The sequence below is a fragment of the Salinicola salarius genome (assembly GCF_002179555.1).
In the GTDB taxonomy this organism is placed as follows: Bacteria; Pseudomonadota; Gammaproteobacteria; order Pseudomonadales; family Halomonadaceae; genus Salinicola; species Salinicola salarius_A.
Map to the genome: position 1 here is coordinate 207960 of NZ_NHOU01000003.1, position 22571 is coordinate 230530.

At 65.3% G+C, this 22571-nt stretch carries 17 protein-coding genes; 7 read left to right on the top strand and 10 right to left on the bottom strand.

All coding sequences use genetic code 11. The features are described 5' to 3' along the window. The first annotated feature begins 93 nt into the window (after positions 1 to 93). The 5 genes from CCD76_RS04235 to wrbA all read left to right on the top strand — a co-directional run bounded on the left by CCD76_RS04235 (position 94) and on the right by wrbA (position 4148). Positions 94 to 924, top strand: a complete 831-nt coding sequence (locus tag CCD76_RS04235) for a DODA-type extradiol aromatic ring-opening family dioxygenase (RefSeq protein ID WP_087718286.1) — start codon at positions 94 to 96, stop codon at positions 922 to 924. 65 nt (positions 925 to 989) lie between these two features. Continuing rightward, positions 990 to 1784 (top strand): SDR family NAD(P)-dependent oxidoreductase, encoded by a 795-nt coding sequence (locus CCD76_RS04240; protein ID WP_087718287.1) that lies wholly within the window; start codon positions 990 to 992, stop codon positions 1782 to 1784. A gap of 93 nt (positions 1785 to 1877) precedes the next feature. After that, positions 1878 to 2399, top strand: a complete 522-nt coding sequence (locus CCD76_RS04245; protein WP_179208840.1) for a cytochrome b — start codon at positions 1878 to 1880, stop codon at positions 2397 to 2399. Positions 2400 to 2463: 64 nt separating this feature from the next. Further along, positions 2464 to 3405: an aldo/keto reductase gene (locus CCD76_RS04250; RefSeq protein ID WP_087718288.1), complete on the top strand. Its 942-nt coding sequence runs from the start codon at positions 2464 to 2466 to the stop codon at positions 3403 to 3405. A gap of 146 nt (positions 3406 to 3551) precedes the next feature. Continuing rightward, positions 3552 to 4148 carry an NAD(P)H:quinone oxidoreductase gene (wrbA, locus tag CCD76_RS04255; protein WP_087718289.1) on the top strand — a complete coding sequence of 199 codons (597 nt, stop codon included), beginning with the start codon at positions 3552 to 3554 and terminating at the stop codon, positions 4146 to 4148. A gap of 64 nt (positions 4149 to 4212) precedes the next feature. Here the strand turns inward: wrbA and CCD76_RS04260 are convergent, their stop codons facing one another. Genes CCD76_RS04260 through ptsP form a run of 4 tightly spaced genes read right to left on the bottom strand, consistent with a single transcriptional unit; the run spans position 4213 to position 10604 of the window. Next, entirely contained in the window at positions 4213 to 4770 is a 558-nt protein-coding gene (locus CCD76_RS04260) for a hypothetical protein (RefSeq protein WP_444875466.1), read from the bottom strand. Next, the gene (locus CCD76_RS04270) at positions 4715 to 6703 is read right to left on the bottom strand and encodes a PTS fructose-like transporter subunit IIB (RefSeq protein WP_256961103.1); all 1989 of its coding nucleotides are present in this window, start codon (positions 6701 to 6703) and stop codon (positions 4715 to 4717) included. Before CCD76_RS04270 ends, CCD76_RS04260 begins: the two co-directional genes overlap by 56 nt. 11 nt (positions 6704 to 6714) lie before the next feature. Continuing rightward, a complete protein-coding gene (gene pfkB, locus CCD76_RS04275; RefSeq protein ID WP_087718290.1) occupies positions 6715 to 7680 on the bottom strand; it encodes a 1-phosphofructokinase in 966 nt (321 codons plus the stop codon). Beyond that, entirely contained in the window at positions 7680 to 10604 is a 2925-nt protein-coding gene (gene ptsP / locus CCD76_RS04280) for a phosphoenolpyruvate--protein phosphotransferase (protein ID WP_087718338.1), read from the bottom strand. Before ptsP ends, pfkB begins: the two co-directional genes overlap by 1 nt. 319 nt (positions 10605 to 10923) lie before the next feature. On the opposite strand from ptsP, the gene cra reads away from it, so the two are divergent. Both cra and CCD76_RS04290 read left to right on the top strand, forming a co-directional pair. Further along, positions 10924 to 11907 carry a catabolite repressor/activator gene (gene cra, locus CCD76_RS04285; protein ID WP_087718291.1) on the top strand — a complete coding sequence of 328 codons (984 nt, stop codon included), beginning with the start codon at positions 10924 to 10926 and terminating at the stop codon, positions 11905 to 11907. Between the two features lie 196 nt (positions 11908 to 12103). Then, positions 12104 to 14005: a hypothetical protein gene (locus CCD76_RS04290; protein WP_087718339.1), complete on the top strand. Its 1902-nt coding sequence runs from the start codon at positions 12104 to 12106 to the stop codon at positions 14003 to 14005. Between the two features lie 82 nt (positions 14006 to 14087). Here CCD76_RS04290 and CCD76_RS04295 read toward each other — a convergent pair whose 3' ends face one another. The 6 genes from CCD76_RS04295 to CCD76_RS04325 all read right to left on the bottom strand — a co-directional run bounded on the left by CCD76_RS04295 (position 14088) and on the right by CCD76_RS04325 (position 22322). After that, positions 14088 to 15746 carry a SulP family inorganic anion transporter gene (locus CCD76_RS04295; protein ID WP_087718292.1) on the bottom strand — a complete coding sequence of 553 codons (1659 nt, stop codon included), beginning with the start codon at positions 15744 to 15746 and terminating at the stop codon, positions 14088 to 14090. 79 nt (positions 15747 to 15825) lie between these two features. After that, complete coding sequence (locus CCD76_RS04300) at positions 15826 to 16485, bottom strand: carbonic anhydrase (RefSeq protein ID WP_087718293.1); 660 nt, start codon at positions 16483 to 16485, stop codon at positions 15826 to 15828. A 568-nt stretch (positions 16486 to 17053) separates the two neighbouring features. After that, positions 17054 to 17854 (bottom strand): MOSC domain-containing protein, encoded by an 801-nt coding sequence (locus CCD76_RS04310; RefSeq protein ID WP_087718295.1) that lies wholly within the window; start codon positions 17852 to 17854, stop codon positions 17054 to 17056. Between the two features lie 40 nt (positions 17855 to 17894). Beyond that, complete coding sequence (locus CCD76_RS04315) at positions 17895 to 18341, bottom strand: DUF4385 domain-containing protein (RefSeq protein WP_256961100.1); 447 nt, start codon at positions 18339 to 18341, stop codon at positions 17895 to 17897. Between the two features lie 135 nt (positions 18342 to 18476). After that, the gene (locus CCD76_RS04320; RefSeq protein WP_087718297.1) at positions 18477 to 21077 is read right to left on the bottom strand and encodes a TRAP transporter permease; all 2601 of its coding nucleotides are present in this window, start codon (positions 21075 to 21077) and stop codon (positions 18477 to 18479) included. Positions 21078 to 21347: 270 nt separating this feature from the next. Then, the gene (locus tag CCD76_RS04325) at positions 21348 to 22322 is read right to left on the bottom strand and encodes a TAXI family TRAP transporter solute-binding subunit (RefSeq protein ID WP_087718340.1); all 975 of its coding nucleotides are present in this window, start codon (positions 22320 to 22322) and stop codon (positions 21348 to 21350) included. Positions 22323 to 22571 lie beyond the last annotated feature (249 nt).

Consider the following 22571-nt stretch of genomic DNA (forward strand, 5'->3'; position numbering starts at 1 on the left):
GCATAAAATACCATATTCTCTTACTAAGGGAGTGAGGATACAGTATTACCTACCTAAGTATTCACCGGGCCGCATGGCCCAAGGAATTACACGATGACCAACGCGAGCGTATCGCCCCCTGATTCAACCACCCAGCCGGTGCTGTTCATTCCCCACGGCGCCGGCCCGTGCTTCTTCATGGACTGGAACCCGCCCGGCACCTGGGAAGGCATGGCAGGCTTCCTCAAGGGCGTGGCCGCCTCGCTGCCGGCCCGCCCCCGCGCGATCCTGATGGTCTCCGCCCACTGGCGAACCCCCGGCTTTCGCGTGAGCGCGGGTGAATACCCCGAGCTGATCTACGATTACCACGGGTTTCCTGACCACACCTATGAGCTCACCTACCCGGCCCCCGGCGCACCGGCCCTGGCAGAGCAGGTCGACAGGCTGCTCTCTCAAGCCGGTCTGGCCAGCCAACGGGACACCGAGCGGGGGTTCGATCACGGTATGTTCGTGCCGCTGAAGCTGATGTTCCCCGAGGCGGATATCCCCGTAGTGCAGTTGTCGCTGCGCGATGATCTCGATCCCGCGGCCCATCTCGCCGCTGGCGAGGCCTTGGCGTCGCTGCGTGATGAAGGTGTACTGATCGTCGGCAGCGGCATGAGCTTCCACAACATGCGCGGCTACGGGGATGCGCGTTTTACCGCACCCTCCGAGGCCTTTGATGACTGGCTGACTCAGACCGTGGAGGCTGAGCCGGATCGGCGCCACGCCGCGCTTGGCGACTGGGCTCGGGCACCCCATGCGCCTCAGTGCCACCCGCCGGGCGACGAAGAGCACCTGATCCCGCTGATGGTCGCCGCCGGCGCCGCGGGGAAGGACAAGGGCCGCAAGATCTATTCGGAACAAGTGCTCAAGACGCAGCTGTCCGCCTACCGCTTCGGCTGAGGCGGCCACGCCACTTTCACAGCCACCTCACATGGCAACTCACGCAATACAGCAGGAGGTAGATGATGCGAATTGAACTTTCTGGCAAACAGGCCCTAGTCACCGGCTCCACCGCGGGCATTGGGCTGGCGATCGCCACTGGCCTGGCCCAGGCGGGTGCTAGCGTGACCGTGGTCGGTCGCGATCAGGCCAAGGTGGACAAGGCCGTGGCCCATATCCAGCAGGCCAGTGGCCGTGACGATGCCAGCGGCGTGGTGGCCGACCCCGGCACCGCCGAAGGCTGTCAGGCGCTGATCGCGGCCCGCCCCGAGGTCGATATCCTGGTCAACAACCTGGGTATCTACGGCGGCCGCCCCTTCTTCGAGATTGACGACGCCGCCTGGGAAGAGATCTTCCAGATCAATGTCATGAGCGGGGTGCGCCTGGCGCGGCACTATGCCCAGGGCATGCAGGCCCGTGGCTGGGGGCGCATCCAGTTCATCTCCAGCGAGTCGGCACTCAACATACCCGCCGAGATGGTGCACTACGGCGTCAGCAAGGCGGCCCTGCAGGGTGTCTCCCGCGGTCTGGCCAAGGTGCTGGCCGGCGGTGGCGTCACGGTCAACACCATCCTGCCCGGCCCGACCCGTACCGAAGGCGCCCAGGCGATGATGGCCAAGCTGGCCGCCGAGCGCGGCGTCTCGGCCGAAGAGATGGAGACCCTGTTCCTGGAGGAGAACCGCCCCTCGACGCTGCTCAAGCGCTTCGCCACCCCCGAGGAGGTCGCCAGCCTGTGCGTCTATGCGGCCTCGCCCCAGGCCAGTGCCACCACCGGCTCCGCCCTGCGAGTGGAAGGCGGCATCGTCGAGAGCATTGCCTGATCGAGACGTCGGGACCGCGGCGATAGCAGGCGGTTTGCTAGCCTGCTAGCTTGGAGCTGCTTGAATTTTTGAAACTACCTGGCGGAGATGTCGATGATCAACGATTCCAAAGAACGCTATGGCAGCGTCAGCAAGGCCTTCCATTGGCTGATGGCGGTATTGATCATCTGGCAGCTGCTCAAGTTTGGTGACCGGATCGCCGAGGGGGAGCACTGGGTAGGCCAGACCCTGGTTCCCTGGCACGTCTCCATCGGCACCCTGCTACTGGTGTTGATCGTGCTGCGCCTGGCGTGGGTGGCGCGTCAGCGTCATCAGCGTCCGGCCCAGGACCCGGCCACTGCCAAGCTGGTCAAGGCCGGGCATGGCCTGCTCTTCGCCGGCATGCTGCTGATGCCGATCACCGGGGTGATGGTGATGCTGGGAGGCGGCTATGGACTGACCGCCTTCGGGTTGGAGATCTTTGCGGAGAGTGAAGAGATCGCTTGGGCCGCAAGTCTCGGCAGCCTGCACTCACCGCTGGCTTGGGCGTTGACCGCGCTGGTCCTCGGGCATATCGGCATCGCCCTGTTTCACCACTTTGTCCAGCGTGACGATACGCTCAAGCGGATGCTGTAGCGCGACCGTGACAGGTACCAGGCATTGCCTTCAACAGGTTTTCGACATGGGAGAGAAAAGGATCATGAAAAAACGCAACTTGGGCCGCTCCGGGGTCGAGATCGCACCGCTCGTCTTCGGTGGCAACGTTTTCGGCTGGACCGCCGATGAAGACCGCTCCTTCACCCTGCTCGATCGCTTCGTCGAGCGTGGCTTCAACGCCATCGACACCGCCGATGTCTATTCGGCCTGGGCGCCGGGGCTCGAGGGCGGTGAGTCGGAAACGGTTCTGGGTCAGTGGCTGGCCCGGCGCGGGCGGCGCGACGATCTCGTACTGATGAGCAAGGTGGGCATGTGGGAGCCGCGCAAGGGCCTCTCGGCGGCCAACATCGAGGCCGCCGTCGAGGACTCCCTGAAGCGCCTGCGTACCGATTACCTGGACGTCTACTTCGCACATATCGATGACCAGGATGTGCCACTGGAGGAAACCCTTGGGGCCTTCGCCCGGCTGATCGAGGCCGGCAAAGTGCGAACCATCGGCGCTTCCAACTATTCCGCCGAGCGACTGGGCGAGGCCCTGGCGGTCTCCCGGAATCAGGGGCTGCCCCGCTACGAAGTGACGCAGCCGCTCTATAACCTCTATGACCGTGACGACTTTGAGGCCGGGCTTGCGAATGTGGCCGAGGAGCATGCGCTCGGGGTGGTGAGCTACTTCTCCCTGGCCAGCGGCTTTCTGACCGGTAAGTATTCGAAGCTCGAAGATCTGGAAGGTAACGCCCGGGCCGATTTCCTGAAGGGCTACTTCGATGAGCGCGGTCAGCGACTTCTGCAGGAGCTGTTGAACGTATCCGATGAGCTTGGCGCCAAGCCCGCCCAAGTAGCTCTGGCCTGGCTGCTGAGCCGCCCCGCGGTCACCGCGCCCATTGCCAGCGCCACTAGCCTAGGTCAGCTGGATGAAGTACTGGATTCCGTGAGCTTGTCGCTGCCTGAACAGGCGCTGGCCAGGCTAGATGTTGCTAGGCGATAACTGACCACCCTCCATCAACCAGGTAATCCGGTGAGCAAGCGACTAGGCTCATTCCTGTGATGGACAGGTATCAACCACTTACTTCCGGATACTCCCGTTTGTTCGAAAGATCGACAACTCGCAACACTCCCAAGGAGGTACACCCCATGACCCAGGTACTGGTGCTCTACTACTCCATGTATGGCCATATCGAGACCATGGCGAACAGCATCGCGGACGGCGCACGCCAGGTGAACGGTGTCGAAGTGACGATCAAGCGGGTCCCCGAGACGATGGACCCGGAGGCCTTCGCCAAGGCCGGCGGCAAGGCACTCGACACCCCCGAGGCGCGTCCCGAGGAACTGGCCGACTATGACGCCGTTATCTTTGGCACGCCGACCCGTTTCGGCAACATGGCCGGCCAGATGCGCACCTTCCTCGACCAGACCGGCAGTCTGTGGGCGAGCGGCAGCCTGCGCGGCAAGGTGGCCAGTGTCTTCACCTCCACCGGCACCGGCGGCGGCAACGAGACCACGATTCTCACCGCTTGGACGACCCTGGCCCATCACGGCATGGTGATCGTGCCCATCGGCTATGGTCTCGAGGCCCAGTTCGATATCTCCGAGGTCAAGGGCGGCTCGCCGTATGGCGCCGCGACCATCGCCGGTGGTGACGGCTCACGTCAACCCAGCGAGACCGAGCTGAACCTCGCCCGTTTTCAGGGCGAGCACGTCGCCGGCATCGCTGCACGGCTGGCCGGATGATAGCGCTCCTCTCGCCCTTGCCGATTAGGCCCCGCCCGGTCACCCGTGCGGGGCCTTTCGTGTGTCAGGGCCAGAGGTTCAGCCCCGGGCAAGATGCTCGGCGATGGTCCGGTCGAAGGTCTCGTGGGTAGCCGGTCGCGCTCGTCCATGACGACCAGGACGATGACCGTGTGGTCGATCTGCACTTGTTCCAGCGGCGTAATAGCAGCGGGAGGTACGCCGCCAGCACCCGCAACGGGCGCGCTTTGCACGCCTGAGCGACCTCGCGGTGAAACGCCGCCAGACTGCGCTTCTGCTTGGTCAGAAAGCGCTTTTGCAGCAGCTCACGGATGATGCGTTCGACCGACTCCGGCAGACGCCCCTTGCCTTTCCCGCCGCCGGATTGGCCGGGAGCCGGGTCCGTCACAAGGCCAGTGCCTTGCCGGGCACGGTGGATCAGGACATATACCTGTCGCCGGGACAGGCCCAGCGCTTGAGCGGCGGCGTCGACGGCCTCATGCCCCACCACCTCAAGCGCTGCCAGTGGTCCGATGATGTCCGTTCGCTGCCGGGCCTGGGCCCAGGCTTTATCGGGCAGGGTGGCCACGCCTTGCTCGGCAATCGGTGTTGAGTCTGACGCCATGCCCCCGACTCGCCTGTGGTGCATAGGAGTACTGAGCATAGTCGAGGTTGGTGAAGGTGACTGCTGATACCGGGCTGTCAGGAGCCGCCTTCACACCTGGCGTTACGCCCCGCCACCTGGTGCAGTCGTCTTCTGAAAATGACACCTGGCGGCTCGCCTCGGCCGACGCGGACTCGGGCAGGGTTGCGGCGGCCGGTGCCATGCCGGCCTCGCCACGCTTGAGCAGAGCGTAGCCGACACCGGTGATCACCGAGCCGGCAGCGATGGCCAGCAGATAGAGCAGCGCCAGGTTGACGGCATTCGGGATCAGCAGCACGAACAGGCCGCCGTGCGGTGCCATCAGCTTGACGCCGAACCACATGGAGAGCGCCCCGGTCACCGCGCCGCCGACCATCGATACCGGAATCACGCGCAGCGGATCCTTGGCGGCAAAGGGTATCGCCCCCTCGCTGATGAAACAGAGCCCCAGCACGAACGATGCCTTGCCCGCCTCGCGCTCGGCCTGGGCGAACCGGCCGCGCCTCAGGAACGTCGCCAGGCCCATCCCGATGGCCGGCACCATGCCCGCGGCCATGATCGCGGCCATCGGCATGTAGGTCTCGGTCGAGAGCAGGCCGACGCCGAAGGTATAAGCCGCCTTGTTGACCGGCCCGCCCAGGTCGAAGCACATCATCGCGCCGAGCAGCACGCCCAGCAGGACCGCATTGGTCGAACCCATGTCGTTGAGGAAGGCGGTCAATGCCGAAAGAACCGCCGCCACCGGCGTGCCGACCACATAGATCATGATCAGGCCGGTGACCAGGCTCGCCAGCAGCGGAATGATCAGGATCGGCTTCAGCGACTCCACGCTGGCCGGCAGCTTGACGTAGCGCGTCACCGCCTTGGCCGAGTAGCCGGCCAGGAAGCCGGCCAGAATCCCGCCGATGAAGCCGGCGCCCAGCGTCGAAGCCAGCATTCCGCCGATCATGCCGGGCGCAATGCCCGGACGGTCGGCAATCGAATAGGCGATGTAACCGGCCAGCACCGGCACCATCAGCGCAAAGGCGGTGCCGCCGCCGATCTGCATCAGCGCCGCCGCCAGCGTCCCTTCCTGCTCGAAGGCCTTGATTCCGAACACGAACGAGAGCGCGATACAGAGCCCGCCCGCCACCACCATCGGCAGCATGAACGAGACTCCGGTCAGCAGGTGCTTGTAGAACCCGCGCTCCTTGGCGCTCTTCGGGGATCCGCCGCTCTTGCGCTCGCTGCCGGCCGACTCCACCTGCGCCTCGTCGAGCGCTTTCTGGATCGTCTGCTGCGGCTGCTTGAGCGCGCTGCCGGTAGAGGTCCGGTAGATCCGTTTGCCGGCGAAGCGGGCGTTGTCGATCTCGATATCGCAGGCCAGCAGCACCACATCCGCCGCTTCGACATCCTCGTCGCTGATCGGATTCTGCGCACCTACCGATCCCTGCGTCTCGACATGAATCCGGTGGCCCAGCGCCCGCCCGGCCTGCTCCAGCGCCTCGGCCGCCATGAAGGTATGGGCCACGCCGGTCGGGCAGGCCGTCACTGCGACGATGCGCTTGATTCCGGAAGACTCGGGCGACACTGTCTTCGCTGGTTCCGCGGGCTCACTGGCAGCATTGAACACCGTCGCCTCGCGGGCGGCGCGTTCGAGAAACGCCTCGGGGTCGGGCAGCGCCTGCTGGATCGGCGCGCGATAGAGCCGCTTGCCGGCGAAGCGAGCGGCTTCGGGCACCCGCTCGGCGGCCACGACGATCAGATCCGCCGCGGCGATCGCCGCTTCCGACACCGGCGTGACGGCTTCGAGCTCGCCATGCATTTCCGTCCGGGCCTCCCAGCCGCGACGCTTGGCGGCCTGCTCCAGGCGTCTTGCAGCCAGAAAGGTCGTCGCCATGCCGCTGGGGCAGGCGGTAATCAGAATGACATTCATGCGTTCCCCGTTCATGCATTCCCCCCGACGCGCGCTTCGCCGCAGCGGCTGACGCTCGTCTGTTGCAGTAATTCCTGGAAGTCTTCGGCGTGCGGATTGCCGACACCGATATGGCGCACCGCCTCGGCGGCCAGTGCCGTCGCCTGGCGCAGCGCCTCCTGCGGTGATTGATCCGCGATCACGCCATGCAGCAAAGCGGCCAGCAACGTATCGCCCGCGCCCACCGTATTGCGGACCTCGACCCGGGGCGGCGTGGCGCGCCACTCTCCGCGCCGGCCGATCCACAGCACGCCCTCACCACCCAGCGACAGGATCGCCTCCTCGACACCGGAAGCGTGCAGACGCCGGACCGCATCGAGCTGGGCCGCCGGATCGGCCAGCGGGCCGCCGGCCCAGTCGGCCAGCTCCTGTTCGTTGGGCTTGGCCGCGTCGGGCAGTACCGCCAGCGCCGCGGTCAGGGCCGGGCCGCTGGTGTCGATCCAGACCGGCACGCCGCTGGCCTTGAGCGCCCGGATCAGCGTCGCCAGCGCCTCAGGCGACACGCCCGGCGGCAGGCTGCCGGTCACCACGACCGCAGCCGGCGACGTCGCCTTGCAGCGCGTGACCAGATCGGCCGTCAGTTCGGCCAGTGCCGCCTCGGAGACCTCGATGCCCGGGCCGTTGATGTCGGTCACGCGACCGTCGTCCTCGGCCAGCTTGGCGTTGATCCGGGTCTCGCCGGGCAGGCGCAGACTGGCGTCCTCGATCCCGTCGCGCCGGCAGGCCTGGACGAACGCGGTGTCGTTGTCCGCGCCCAGAAAGCCGGACAGGGTGACCCGGTGACCCAGCGACGCCAGCACCTGGGCCACGTTGAGCCCCTTGCCGGCCGCCGCCAGATGCGACGAACGCGTGCGATTGACCGCCCCCGGCTCGAGCCGCGGCAGCTGGATCGACAGATCCAGCGCCGGATTGAGCGTCACCACCAGCACGTGCGCCATTAGAGCGCCTCCAGCGCATCGCGCACGGCCTGGCTGGTAGCCTGGGCCAGCGCCGTCTCGGCGTGCAGGCGAGCGCTCTCCTCGGTGATCCCGCGCAGGCGTGCCTTGACCATCGGCACCTGGCGCACGGAGACCGAGAGCTCGTCGACGCCCAGCCCGACCAGCACCGGCACGGCGGCAGCGTCCGAGCCCAGCTCGCCGCAGACGCCGACCCACTTGCCCTCGGCGTGAGCCGCCTCCACGGTCATCCGGATCAGCCGCAGCACTGCCGGATGCAAGCCATCCGCCTGGGACGACAGCTCAGGGTGGCCGCGGTCGATCGCCAGGGTGTACTGGGTCAGGTCGTTGGTGCCGATGGAGAAGAAGTCGACCTCCGCCGCCAGGCTCGGTGCCAGCAGCGCCGCTGAGGGAATCTCGATCATCACGCCAACCTGGACGTCGGACGCGCCGATCTCCTGTTGCAGCCGGTCGACGATCGCCCTGGCCTGACGGTACTCGTCGACGTCCTTGACCATCGGAAACATGATCCGCAGCGGCCGATCGCCGGCGGCGGTCAGAAGCGCCCGCAGCTGAGTTTCCAGCACGTCCGGGCGGGTCAGCGCCAGCCGGATGCCGCGCAGGCCGAGGAACGGGTTGTCCTCCGCCGCTACCGGCCAGTAAGGCAGCGGCTTGTCGCCGCCAACGTCCAGCGTACGCGCCACCAGCGGGCGGCCGTCGAGAGCGTCGAAGGCACGCCGGTACTCGCCGATCTGGGTCTCCAGATCCGGCGCCTCCGGGTGCGCCATGAACAGGAATTCGGTGCGCAGCAATCCGACGCCTTCGGCACCGTGTTCGACGGCATCCTCGGCATGGGCGGTGTTACCCAAGTTGGCAGCGACTTCGATACGCCGGCCATCCGCCGTGCGGCCCTCTTCGAAGCGCAGGCCGTGCGCTTCGCGACGCAGCCGCTCCAGCTCCTTGAGGCGTAGTTCGGCACGGTCGCGGCGCTCCGCGCTGGGCCGCACGATCACCCGGCCGAGGTCACCGTCGAGGATCAGCTCGTCGTCGTTGGCGAGTGTCAGCGCTCGCTCACCGGCACCGACCACGGCAGGAATGCCCAGCGCCCGCGCCAGAATCGCGCTGTGCGAGGTCGCGCCGCCGCGGGCAGTCAGCAATCCGCGCACCTGGGCGGTATCGAGGCGCGCCACGTCGGAAGGGCCGATATCGTCGGTGACCAGAATGTACGGGCGCTGCGGCGGTGTCGGCATCTTGACCCCGCACAGCACGCCCAGCACCCGGCGACCCACGTCGCGCAGATCGGCGGCGCGCTCGGCCAGCAGCCGATCCGCCAGCACCTCCTGGGCGCGGGCGGCGGTATCGATCGCCTGCCACCACGCCGCTTCGGCACTCATACCGTCGCGCATGCCCTCGAAGGCGGCCTCGTGCAATTCCGGGTCGTCGAGCATCTCGGCATGCATGGAGAGAATCTCGGCCACGTCGCCGCCCTTGGCGGTGCCGATCAGCGCGTGCAGCTGCTCGCGCGCTTCGACCAGGCTGGCGCGCAGTCGCTCGCGCTGCCGTTCGGCGTCGCCTTGTTTTTCCGGCGTCAGATCGCGGGCCCGTTCGGGATAATCGAAGCTGGGTGCGCGCATCACGAAGACCGGCGCGATCGCCAGTCCCGGCGAGGCGGCGGTAGCCGGCAACGCGGTATCGTCGGTGATGGGCTCCGGTACCGCCGTGCCGGGAATTTCTCCCGTTGCCTCGGCCACCGCATCGCGCCGCGAGACGTGGCTGGTGCTGGCGGCATCCGCCAGCGGCCTCACGGACTCGCCGAGCCCGCCCTGGACGGCGGCGACCATCGCCGCCAACGCCGCCTCGGCGCTCCCACCCTCGCCCCCGCCTTCGGCAGAGAAGATCAGCGTCTGGCCGCGCCGGGCACCGAGCCCGATCACCTTGGTCAGGCTGGCGGCGGAAACCGTCTCCGCCGCGCCTTCCAACAGCCGCACGCGAACCGGCACGGACTGCTCGCGGGCTGCCTGGACCAGCAGCTTGGCCGGGCGGGCGTGCAGTCCGTGGGCGTTGAGCAGCGTCACGCGAGCGGTCTCGGCGTGGCTAGACTCGCCGGACAGACGCGCCAGAACGTGGTCGGCATCGGCGTCGACCAGCGCTTCGCCTTCGCCGCTATCCAGCAGATCCGCCAGCCGTTCCAGCAGCTCCCGATGAACGTCGTCTTGCGCCGCCACGCAGAACACGCCATTGACCACGCCTTTCGGGCCAGTGAACGAGCGTTCCGGCGTCGCCAGCGCCAGCGCCGGCTGACTGACGCCGGCGGCAGCACTCACCAGCCACAGCCCCTGGCCCAGCGAGATCGGTTCCTGCTCGGTGATCGCGGCGACGAAGCGCGCATCGACGCACTCGGCCTGGCGCAGCCGCGCGGCCGCCGCCAGCGCCAGCTCGAAACGGTCACGCGCCGGAAAACCCAGGCAGAGCGTACCGGCATCCAGGCGTGCCTTGCGTTGAGGCTTGGCCAGCAGCGCCACCATCGCCTCGGCCGTGTCGGCGTTGGCCAGGCGTTCGGCCACGCTCTCGTCGTCGAGCACGTGCGTCAATCGCCGCAAAACGTCGAGATGTTCGTCGCTGGCGGCGGCGATCGTCACCAGCAGGAATACTTGATTCCCGTCGTGCCACGTCACGCCTTGGGGAAACTGCAGCAGCCGCACACCGGTTCGGTGAATCTGTTCGCGGCTCTCCGGGGTGCCGTGGGGAATGGCGATACCGCTGCCGAGAAAGGTCGAACCCTGCGCCTCGCGGGCGTGCAGCGCGTCGCGATAGCTCGCCTCGACCAGGCCGGCCCGGTGCAGCGACGCGGCGGCCTGATCCAGTGCATCCTGCCAGCTGTCGGCCTGGCAATTGAGCGCCGCGTCCTGCGGCTGGAGGGTCAGCATAACGATCTCTCCGAATGGTCGTTCGATGTCCGTAGCATGGGGCAGCGGCGCTTCCGATACCACCAGGACATCGGATGTTCCAACTTTTTGCTGAATCGTGTCACCTGTCGTGTCGACATGCTCTCCGTTCGTCGGCCGTTTGACAAGCTAGACCTTCGCAGCAGACCTTCGCCTCAGATCTTCGCCACAGTTCTCTGCGACGGAGCGGGCCGGATAGCGCCGAGCGTAAAATCAGGCTGGGCCGGGGCGGCCCGACGCGGTATCGTTCCCAACCGTGCGGACGCGTCATCGTCGATCATGAACGTTGCAGGAGCCTTGCATGAAGCTTGCCGATATCGCCCGACTGGCCGGCGTTTCTCGCACCACCGCCAGCTATGTGCTCAACGGCCAGGCCAGGACGCGTCGCATCAGCGAGGCCACGGTAGCCCGCGTGCTGGCCATCGCCAATGCCCACGATTACCGGATCGATGCCCAGGCGGCGGCCCTGCGCGGCGGCGACAGCCGGACGCTGGGCCTGATCGTGCCGGACCTGGAAAACGGCAGCTACGCACGCCTGGCCAAGCGGCTCGAACACGGCGCGCGCCAGCAGGGCTATCAACTGCTGATCGCCGGTTCCGACGACGATCCGCAAAGCGAGCGTGAAGTCGCGAAGTCGCTGCGCGCCCAGCGTTGCGACGTGCTGCTGGTCGCCAGCAGCCTGAGCCCCGAGGACGCTTTCTATATCGAACTGTCGGCCCAGGGATTGCCGGTGATCGCCATCGACCGCCCGCTGGACCCCGAGCGATTCGTCAACATCGTCACCAACGGTCGCGCTGCCGGGGAAATGCTGACCCGTTCGGTGCTGGCCGACGACGTGTCGGACGTGGTGTGGCTGGACGCGGTGCCGAATCTGTCGATCAGCACCGAACGACGGCGCGGCTTTCTGGACGCCCTGGTCGACAGGCCCCGGTGTCGCCCGCGCTGCTTCAGCGGTGAACGCTACGATCGTGACAGCGGCGCAGCGCTGATGCGCCGCCTGCTGGACGAGGGCGGTTTGCCGGATGCCATCGTCACCGCCTCCTACACGCTAATGGACGGGCTGCTCGACGTCCTGCTCGAACACGGTGCGCCGCCCGCCGAGTTGCATCTGGCGACATTCGGTGACGATCGGCTGCTCGATTTCCTGCCGTGCAAGGTCAACTCGCTCCCCCAGGATCACGACCGGGTTGCCGAACAGGCCCTGGCGCGCGCCATGCAGGCAGCTCGCGGCCAGTACGTGCCCGGGCTGGACGTGATCGACAGGACGCTCAAGCGCCGACGTTGAATGCCGGTGGATGCCGGCGAGACGGATTGTCCACGGCAGAGCGTGGGCTGAACGTCGCGACTGAAGTATGCTTGAGCTCTGCCTGAAATCTGGCTGAAAGCCGCCAAGCGCAGCCATTTTTCCGACAGAGCGTAGTTCACCGACGTATCAGGAACGACATTTGTCAGACGATCTTCCCGACATCCTGGCCGGGCCAATGCTCCGTCGCGCCATGCCGCAGCGACTGGTGATGTGGCTGATCGCTTCGCGCCCGATCGAACTCCAGTTGACGCTATCTGCCGATGACCTCTCGCAGCACCACGATCTCGAGTCGGCGACGACTCGCCTGGCGGTCGGTCATCACGCTCACCTTCACCTGATCGACCTGCCGCTCGGCGATGCCCTGCCCCGGGATGTCCGCATCGCCTACGACCTCGCCTATCGTGTGAATGCCGCAGGGGGAGTGAATGAGGAAGGGAAAGGCACCGGCTGGTGCTCGATGCGGGATTGGGGCGAGGCCCTTTGCTACGACGGTGAGCCACTGCCTACGCTGGTGCTGCGTTCGCGCTACGACAATCTGCTCCACGGCTCCTGCCGCAAGCCGCATCACGCCAGCCCCGATGGCCTGGTGCGCGCCGATCGCTGGCTGAGCGAGCGCCACGCCGACAGCGCCGCGCGGCCGGCAGCGCTACTGATGACCGGCGATCAAATCTATGCCGACGACGTGGCCGGGCCGATGCTCGCCGCCATTCATGCGCTGATTGCGAGACTGGGCCTTTACGACGAGTGCCTGGAGGGAACGGAGATCGCCAGCGGCAGCGAGCTCTACGCCCGCGACGAGACCTACTATCATCGCGACGATCTGCTGCCGGCGATCCGCTCCACCGAAGCCCTGCGCGAGAAATTCTTCGGCGGCGTACGCAAGCCGATCTTCACCACCGCCAGCGCGGAAAATCACCTGATCACCTTCGCCGAGCTGCTGGCGATGTATCTACTGGTGTGGTCACCGACACCGTGGCGGCTGATCGAGGTGGAAATTCCCCAACTCGCCGCCGAGGAGCAGGACCGCTACCGCGCCGAACAGCGCCACATCGATGCTTTCGTCGCTGGGCTGCCAAACGTGGCGCGCCTGTTCGCCCACCTTCCCACGCTGATGATCTTCGATGACCATGACGTCACCGACGACTGGAATCTCTCCGCCGCCTGGGAAGCCGCGGTCTATGAGCATCCGTTCTCGCGCCGGATCGTGGGTAACGCGCTGATCGCGTACCTGCTGTGTCAGGGATGGGGCAACGACCCCGACGGCCTGGCCGAGCCGCTGGCCGCCAGCCGCGAATGGCTCGACTCGGCCAGCCATGACGGCCGGCTCGATTGCGAGACGCACAACCGGCTCGTGACCCACCTGCTGGGCTTCACCGGCTGGGGCTACACCCTCGACTCGACGCCGCGCCTGGTGGTGCTGGATACACGCACACGGCGCTGGCGTAGCGAACGTCGCCGGCACCACCCCTCGGGCCTGATGGACTGGGAAGCGTTGAGCGAATTCCAGCAGGAACTGCTCGAGGAACCTTCGGTGATCATCGTCTCTCCGGCGCCGATCTTCGGGGTCAAGCTGATCGAAGGCATCCAGCGCGTCTTCACCTGGTTCGGCAAGCCGTTGCTGGTCGACGCGGAGAACTGGATGGCGCACCCCGGTGCGGCTCATACCATGCTCAACATCCTGCGCCATAGCCGCACGCCCCAGCGTTACGTGATTCTCTCCGGCGACGTGCACTACTCCTTCGTCTACGCGATCACCATTCGCCAGCATCGCAACAGCCCTCGCATGTGGCAGATCACCAGCAGTGGCCTCAAGAACACCTTCCCCGACACCCTGCTCGACTGGTTCGACCGCCTCAATCGCTGGCTCTACGCGCCCTGGTCACCGCTCAACTGGCTCACCAAGCGGCGTCGCATGGCGGTGGATCCCTACTATCCCGAACGGGCCTCGAAAGGCGAGCGCCTGTGGAACCGGGCCGGTATCGGTCAGGTCCTGCTCGACGATCAGGGCGCGCCACGAGAGGTCACGCAGCTGGGCGCCGACGACTGCGACACCCGTTTCTCGGAATCCCGCTCGTGATACGGCGCCATGCCGATCGAATATGCTGGTTGCCACGGTTCGATGGGCATGGCGACCGCCATGGATTGTCATCGGGTCTCCATCAACCGGCGCGAGCGATACCCGGTAGCGCTTCGACATCGCCGAACGTGCCGGTCCTCCCTTCGACATCGCGTAGTTCGACCACGATCCCCCTGGCCGCGGCATGCTCGACGAAACGATCGATATCCTCGCGAATATCCGGATCGATGTAGTTGGCACCGATAGCGTCGATGATCAGCTCGCCGTTGTCCGGCACGGTATCGAGACACTGACGCATCTCTTCGCGGTTGAGAAATGAGACATCCTGCTGGAACTTGAGCAGCACGTGATCGCCGCGCCGGGTGCAGGCGATTGCCGAGCGGTAACCCGACTGCAGCAGGAAGTAGAGACTGCACACTAGCCCCACAAGCACGCCCATCAGCAGATCGGTAGCCAGAATCGTGATCACCGTGACGGTGAACGGGATGAAACGGCGCATGCCTTCGCGATACTGATCGAGGAACAGCGCCGGCCTGGCCAGCTTGTAGCCGGTATGCAGCAGGATCGCCGCCAGCGTCGCCAGCGGAATCAGCTCCAGCCACATGGCGAGGAACGCCACGCTCACCAGCAGCAGGCTGCCGTGGATCAGGCTCGACAGCCGGGTGCGGCCACCCGCGTTGGCATTGGCGGAGCTGCGCACGATCACCGCCGTTACCGGCAGTGCCCCCACCAGCCCGCAGACCATATTGCCGATACCCTGCGCCTTCAGCTCGCGATGCGGTGGCGAGTGGCGCTTGAGAGGATCGAGCTTGTCGATGGCCTCCAGGCTCAGCAGGGTCTCGAGACTGGCGATGATGGCGATGGTAATCGCGACCGTATAGACCGCCGGGTTGGCCAGCGCGCCGATGTCAGGACGTGTCATCTGCCCGATCAGTTCCGTCGGCCCGGATAGCCCGCCCAGGTCGATATGGTGCCCGGCACTCAGCGCCCAGCCAGGCATCGCACCGCCGACCAGGCGATCGATCGCGACGCTGCCGAGCACCACCAGCAGTGGCCCCGGGATCAGAGCCAGCACGCGATGGCGTTTGATCATCGGCTGCTCCCAGAGTATCAGCAGGCCCAGACTGAACAGCGCAATCCCGGTCGCCAGCGGCGAGATGCCACTGAACAGCGCAACCGGGTCGGCGAGCGACGGCATCTCGTCCAGCGGATGCCCCAGCGCCATCGGGAACTGCCCCAGCACCAGAATCAGGCCGATCCCCGCCAGCATGCCCTTGATCACCGAAGTCGGCACGAAGGCACCGATCCGCCCCAGCTTGAACACACCCATCAGCAGCTGCAGCACGCCGGCGAGTATCACCGCGATCAGGAACGCAGCGAAGCTGCCCAGTTGCTCGATCGCGTCCAGCACGATCACGGTCAGCCCCGCCGCCGGGCCGCTGACACTGAGCGCCGAGCCGCTGAACATCGTTACCACCAGGCCGCCCACCATGCCGGCGACGAGTCCCGCAATGGGCGGCGCGCCGGAGGCCAGCGCGATCCCCAGGCAGAGCGGGATCGCCACCAGGAAGACCACGATGCCCGCCGGGATATCGCGGGAGAGATGTCGAAGCGAGAAGGTATCGGGGCTGTCGGGACTGGTGTCACGGAAGGTATCGGAGCCGTCGTGAGCGGCCGACGCCGCAGGCGTCGTCTGTCTCGATGTCTTCTGGGTCGATGTCGTCTGTCTCGATGCCGTCATTGTCGTGTCCTCGGATCCTTGAGTCACAGCGTGGAAATGGCGTGGCCTATTGCTTTTGGTTGCTCTCGAAGATCAGCTTCTAACCGGCCGCCACACGCTGCCAGCGCTGTTCGTCGAGCCCGTCTTCCGCGCCCTCGACCTCGCGACGATAGACTTCCTCCAGGTGTCCGCTCGCCAGATCGTAGACCCAGCCATGCAGGCTTGGCGCCCGCCGCGCCTGCCAGCTCCCGGTGATCAGTTTCAGGCCGGCAAGCCGTTCAATCTGCGCGATCACATTGAGCTCGACCAGATGGTCGACCTTGTCGCCGAGTTGCGAGAACTGCGCGAGCTCGGCGTCCCGCTCGGCGACCAGTTGCTTGACCTGCCCCAGATGCCTGTCGACATGGGGCAGCGTCCGAAGGGCGTCGCCGCCGCTCACCGCTGCCTGGATGCCGCCACAGCCGCGGTGCCCGCAGACGATGATGTGGTCCACCTTCAGCGCGTTGATCGCGTACTCGAGCACGCTCGACACGTTGGCATCGTCTTCATGCACCAGGTTGGCAATATTGCGATGGATGAAGAGCTCTCCGGGCCTGGCATTGCAGATCTGCTCCGCCGGCACCCGACTGTCGCAGCAGCCGATCCACAGCGCGGCGGGCGACTGCCCCTGGTGCAGACGTTCGAACAGGTCGGGATCGGAGGCCTTCATGTCGTCGGCCCAGGCCCGATTCTCGAGTAGCAGACGGTCGAAGAATTGCATGGCAGCACTCCTTGTGCGGTGGCGTTCTGTGTAGTGGCGATATGGATAGCGACGATCGACGAGCTCGGCTTCCACGCGGTCGTTTCGGCGTCCGAACTCGACTTTCCGGCGGTGATGTCGGCCTGGCCGTCGTCATCGTTGGCTAACGACTCGAGCATGAGACGAAAGGCGCAGACTTCGCTTCCAGTCGTACGGCGGAAAGGCAGGATCGGGCAAGCAAAAACCGCTTTGCAGGCTGCAAATTTTGTAAGGCTACGTGATGGAGTGTTGATGCAGGCGGGTCCGAAGCGGATCACGAAATCGCGATTTTTCGCGACTTGGTCGACAGCCGACGAGTGTCAAGAAACGTAAAATCTGGCCTTCCGCCCTTCGTCGATCGTGTTCATGAACTCTGCATGACAGCCGGCTTCAGGGAGGGAAAAGAAAGTCGAGAAACATCAGAAATTTAATAAAATCTAATGTAACAGAAGGCACGACAACCTTGCGTGAAGATGAACCCTTTCATGCTGCCGAGAGGGCTCGACGAGCATGAACGTTACCCGCCGATGACGTTCATGCTCGGTTCATGTCACAGCGACGATTCCAGCACCTCGATCGGGTCGTTCACGCTGATGTCACCGCTATTCTCCGCCACGAGATTCTGACCGAAATAGACCTTGCCCTTCTCGCCTCGGCGATAGCCCGCCAGGGTCTTCAGCGGCTCCTTGTCGGCCCGCTTTTCGCCCCTGGAAGGGTCGACCGTCACCATGGCACAGCGAGAGCATGGCGCATCGACCCGAAACGTCACCTCGCCTATCCGGATGCGTTTCCAGCCATCCTCGGCGTAGGGCTCGGTGCCGGTCGCGACGAGATTGGGCCGGAACTGCGCCATCACATGCGTCCCGTCGGTGCGGGCGTTGAGATCCTCCAGCGAGGCCTCGGAGATCAGCAGCAGCGGATAGCCGTCGGCGAAGCTGACCCTCACCCCGATCGACTGCCGATAGCGCGGCGATCGCTCCCCCAGCCACAGCAGCCGTGCGGGCTCGCCCGCGGCCTCGCTGAACCAGTCGTCGAGAGAGGCATGCGTGGTGGTCGCACTGAAAGGATCGGCCCACACCTGGGTATCGAACGGCTGCCCGGAGAACTCCTGGCGCGCCACATCCACCGGCGGCAGCGTGCCGTGGGTCACTGTCAGACGCTCGCCATCGAACTGCGCCCGCACCCGTTGCAGCTGGGGATGCGTCCGCGCCGTGAGGAAGGTGCCGTCGGGCTTGACCACCATGAAGCGGCGATCGCCGACCAGGCCCTCTTCCTCGACCCGAGCGCGCTGCAGCGACGAGCCGGCCGTGGATTTGATCGGATAATGATGAATGGCAGCAAGCGCTGGCATGAAAGGCTCCTGTCACAACATTGATCTTTTGATTCGGCGATCAGCGCCTGGATTTCAGACGACGCTGATGCTCGCGCTTGGCCTGTTGGTAGGCCTCGTCGGCCCGAACGCGATCCAGCCTTTCGCGATAGCACTCGGCGATGCGAGCTTTCTCGGCATCGGCGTTTCGCGGTTGGCGCTGGCGACCCTGGGCGTCCTTCTTACGCCCGCCGGGATAGCACGCATAGCGCCGTGCGCGGGTATAGCCCATCTGCAGGTATTTCCGCGCCATGTCCATGCCCACGAAATCGCCTCGTTCGCGATAGTCGCAATAGCGCGCGTGCAGTTCGGCGACGGCCTGCCTGGCGTCCGCCTCGTTGCGGATGGCCCACAGCGGAAGCAGCTCATCCTTGTAGGGCTGGACATGGAACACACCGCGCTCGCCATGGCCGATCCGGTAGCATTCCGGATGCCGACGATAATCGATAGACGCGTCGGGGAAGCTCACGCTCACCTCGCTCAGGTCATCTCGCTCAGGGTCGCGACGGGATCGCGCGGCGGAGGCAGCGCGAGACATCGCGGGGACGAAAAACGGCCGTCTCCGAGGAGACGACCGTCATGTTGCCACGCCTTTAATGCTACGTCAGGTTGCCGCGACCTGCTGGGGCTTGTTGGCCCTAGATCCGCGCCGACGTCGCTGGAGCGCCACCACCAATCCGAACAGCAAAAGCGCCGGGATCCACATCAGCTCTTTCGGCAGTTGGGACGTGGGGATACGCACCGAGACGATCTCCTGGTCGAAATCGAAGCCCAGCTTTTCCGCCTGGCTACCGAAGTCGGTCATGTCCACCAGCGTCTTGCCATCTTCCCGCATCAGATGCAGGCCCAGGCTCGAGAGCCGCTCGGCACCGGTGTCGCCTTCCGTCGCCGGCACCTGGATCACGAAGCTGGTGGGCGCGCCGTAGGCGTCGAGACCATCGATGCGCGTCATCAGGTGCTCATTGGGTCCGATCTCTCCCAGCGCCTGCTCGAACTGCGCCGGCGGCACCTCCTCGTAGGGGGCGTCGACCATGTCCATCCAGAAGCCCGGACGGAACAGCGAGAAGGCGACCAGCAGCAGCAGCAGGCTTTCGTACCAGCGACTTCTGACCAGCATGAAGCCCTGGGTCGCGGCCGCGAAGATCAGCATCGCCACCGTCGCCACGACGAAGATGAGGATCCCGTGGATCCAGTCGACGTTGATCAGCAGCAGGTCGGTGTTGAAGATGAACAGGAACGGCAGCGCCGCTGTCCGCAGGCTGTAGTAGAACGCCTGGAAGCCGGTCCGGATCGGATCGGCGCCGGAGATCGCCGCCGCCGCGAACGAGGCTAGCCCCACCGGCGGCGTCACGTCGGCCATGATGCCGAAGTAGAACACGAACAGGTGGACGGCGATCAGCGGCACGATCAGCCCGTTCTGTTCCCCCAACTGGACGATGACCGGCGCCAGCAGCGCCGACACCACGATGTAGTTGGCGGTCGTCGGCAGCCCCATGCCCAGGATCAGACTGAGCACGCCGGTGAGCAGCAGCATCAGCAGCAGGTTGCCCATCGACAGGGTCTCGACCAGATCCGCCAGCACCAGGCCGACGCCGGTCTGTGCCACGGCGCCGACGATGATGCCGGCGGTGGCCGTGGCGATACCGATGCCGATCATGTTGCGAGCACCATCGATCAGCCCGTCCCACAGATCCATGCCGCCGCGCTTGATGTCGTTGGCCAGATCGCTTTTGCCGCGGAAGAAGGCATCGATCGGCCGCTGGGTCAGGATGATGAAGATCATGAAGGCGGTCGCCCAGAACGCCGACAGCCCCGGCGACAGACGCTCCACCATCAGACACCACACCAGCACCACCACCGGCAGGATGTAATGCAGCCCCACCATGACGGTCGGCCGGGTGCGCGGCAGTTGAGTGATCTCCTGCGAGGGATCGTCCACTTCCAGCTCGGGATAGCGGGAACCGATCTTCATCAGCGCGATGTAGATCGCACCGACACCCAGCGCGATGACCCAGGGCGCTGCCTCTCCCAAGGCCGGCTTGAGCCAGCCGATGCCGTAATAGACCGCGAACGCCATCGCCATGATGCCGACCAGGCCGGTCAGGAAGCCGAGAATCTTGTTGAGCCACGGCCGCTGCGGGTTACCGCTGGGCAAGCCCTGCATGCCCGCCTTCAGCGCTTCGAGATGGACGATGTAGAGCAGCGCGATATAGGAGATCACCGCCGGCAGGAACGCGTGCTTGATCACCTCGATGTAGGGAATACCGACGTATTCCACCATCAGGAACGCTGCCGCGCCCATCACCGGCGGCATGATCTGACCGTTGACGGACGAAGAGACTTCCACCGCACCGGCCTTGGTCGCGCTGAAGCCGACGCGCTTCATCATCGGGATGGTAAAGGTGCCGGTGGTGACCGTATTGGCAATCGAGGAACCGGAAATCAGGCCGGTAAGGCCGGAAGAGACCACGGCGGCCTTGGCCGGGCCACCGCGATAGTGCCCCAGCAGCGAGAACGCCACCTTGATGAAATAGTTGCCCGCCCCGGCCTTGTCGAGCAGCGCACCGAACAGCACGAACAGGAACACGAAACTGGTGGAGACCCCCAGCGCGATGCCGAACACCCCCTGCGTGGTCAGCCATTGATGGTTGACCAGTCCGGAAAAGCTCACGCCACGGTGGGCCAGCATGCCCGGCATGTACGGTCCGGCCAGCGAGTAGACCAGAAAGATCAGCGCGATGATCATCAGCGGCGGGCCGAGCGCGCGACGTGTCGCCTCGAGCAGCAGCACGATCCCCACCACGCCGACGATCACGTCCTGCAGAATCGGCGCGCCGGGACGCTGGGAAAGCTGGGCATAGAAAAAGTAGAGGTAGGAGGCACAGAACGCCGCCACGAGGGCCATGGCCCAGTCGAGAATCGGCATGCGTTCGCGCGGAGAGCGCTTGAACGCCGGATAGGCCATGAAGGCGAGGAAAACGGCGAACGCCAGATGGATGGAGCGCGCCTCGGTGGCGCTGAAGACACCGAACCCGACGATGAAGGGTAGCGGCGAAGCGATCCAGAGCTGAAACAGCGACCACAGCGCCGCCACACCCAGCAGGATGCGGTTGGGCGTTCCGGTCAGCTTGCGACCACCGGTGTCGGTCGCAGCCAGTTCGTCCAGCTTGGCCTGATCGGGGCCAGAAGCCTTGTTATCCGTCATGAGCAGATCCTGACTTGAGAAGGTGCCTTCAGAAGAGCGGTACCCGGCCATACGGCGGGAAGCCGGAGACTCGCCCGTGTTGCAGACAACTTCTGAGCAAACACTGAGTAATCGCCTGCGCGAATGAATCGCTACGCTTCGCGTCCGCGTTCCGCGCTTGACTCGATGCGACGGTCGATGTCGCAAGGTATCGATCCAACGGCGCGGCGGTTGCAACCAACCGCCGCGCCGAAGATTAACGCATTCCGTCAGGAATGACGCCGTGGGCGATTACAGCCAGCCCTGCTCTTTGTAGTAGCGCTTGGCGCCTTCATGCAGCGGTGCGGAGAGCCCCTGGCTGATCATGTCTTCCGGCGTCAGGTTGGCGAATGCCGGGTGCAGACGCTTGAAGCGGTCGAAGTTGTCGAATACGGCCTTGACGGTCTGGTAGACGACTTCGTCGTCGACGTCGGCAGACGTGACGAAGGTCGCGCGCACACCGAAGGTCTCGACGTCGTCCGGGTTACCCTCGTACATGCCGCCGGGAATGGTGGACATGCTGTAGTAGGGGAACTTCTCGACCAGTCCTTTGACGGCCTCGTCGTTCAGCGGCACCAGGTTGGAGGCGACGGTGGTGGTCGCTTCCTGGATCGCGCCGTTGGGGTGACCGACGACGTACGCCATGGCGTCGATGTTGTTGTCCGCCAGCGCGGAAGCCATCTCGGCGGCGCCCAGCTCGGAAGAGAGCGAGAACACGCTGGTGTCCCAGCCTTCCGCGTCCATCAGCACTTCCATGGTGGCGCGCTGGCCGGAACCCGGGTTACCGATGTTCACGCGCTTGCCTTTCAGGTCCTGCACGGAATGGATGTTGGCATCTTCGCGCGCCAGGATGGTGAGCGGCTCGCCATGCAGCGAGAAGACCGAACGCAGGTTCTCCATCGGCTGGTCGAACTGCGCTTCGCCGTTGTAGGCGTTGTACTGGACGTCGGACTGGGCGACACCCATGTTCAGCTCGCCGGACTTGATGCCGTTGACGTTGGCAACGGAACCACCGGTGGACGGTGCGTTGCAGCGAATGCCGCTCTCTTCGGCACTGCGGTTGACCATCCGGCAGACGGACTGGCCGACGACGTAATAAACGCCGGTCTGGCCACCAGTGCCGATGGTGATGTACTGCTGCTCCTGAGCCATGGCCGGCGTGGAGATCGATGCGGCACCCATCAGGGCGGAGGAGAGAACGGCTGCGGTTAATGCATGGCGTTTCATGCGCATACCTCGAAGATTTTCCCGTTTATTGTGTTGATCGGTTTCCCGACCGCGAAGACGACAGGCTGGCCGGCGTGCGTCAGGGTGTGATTCGAATCGCACCGTGCCCGTGGACTTGCCTATTGCAACATATCTTATCCCTGACGGCGCGCCATCATATAGTGAGTTCGAGCCGGGCAAAACCGCGAGGTAACGTGTCCGCCGTCCGTTTCCCCCGATGATGCGCCATCACCGCATCCATCGCCCGCT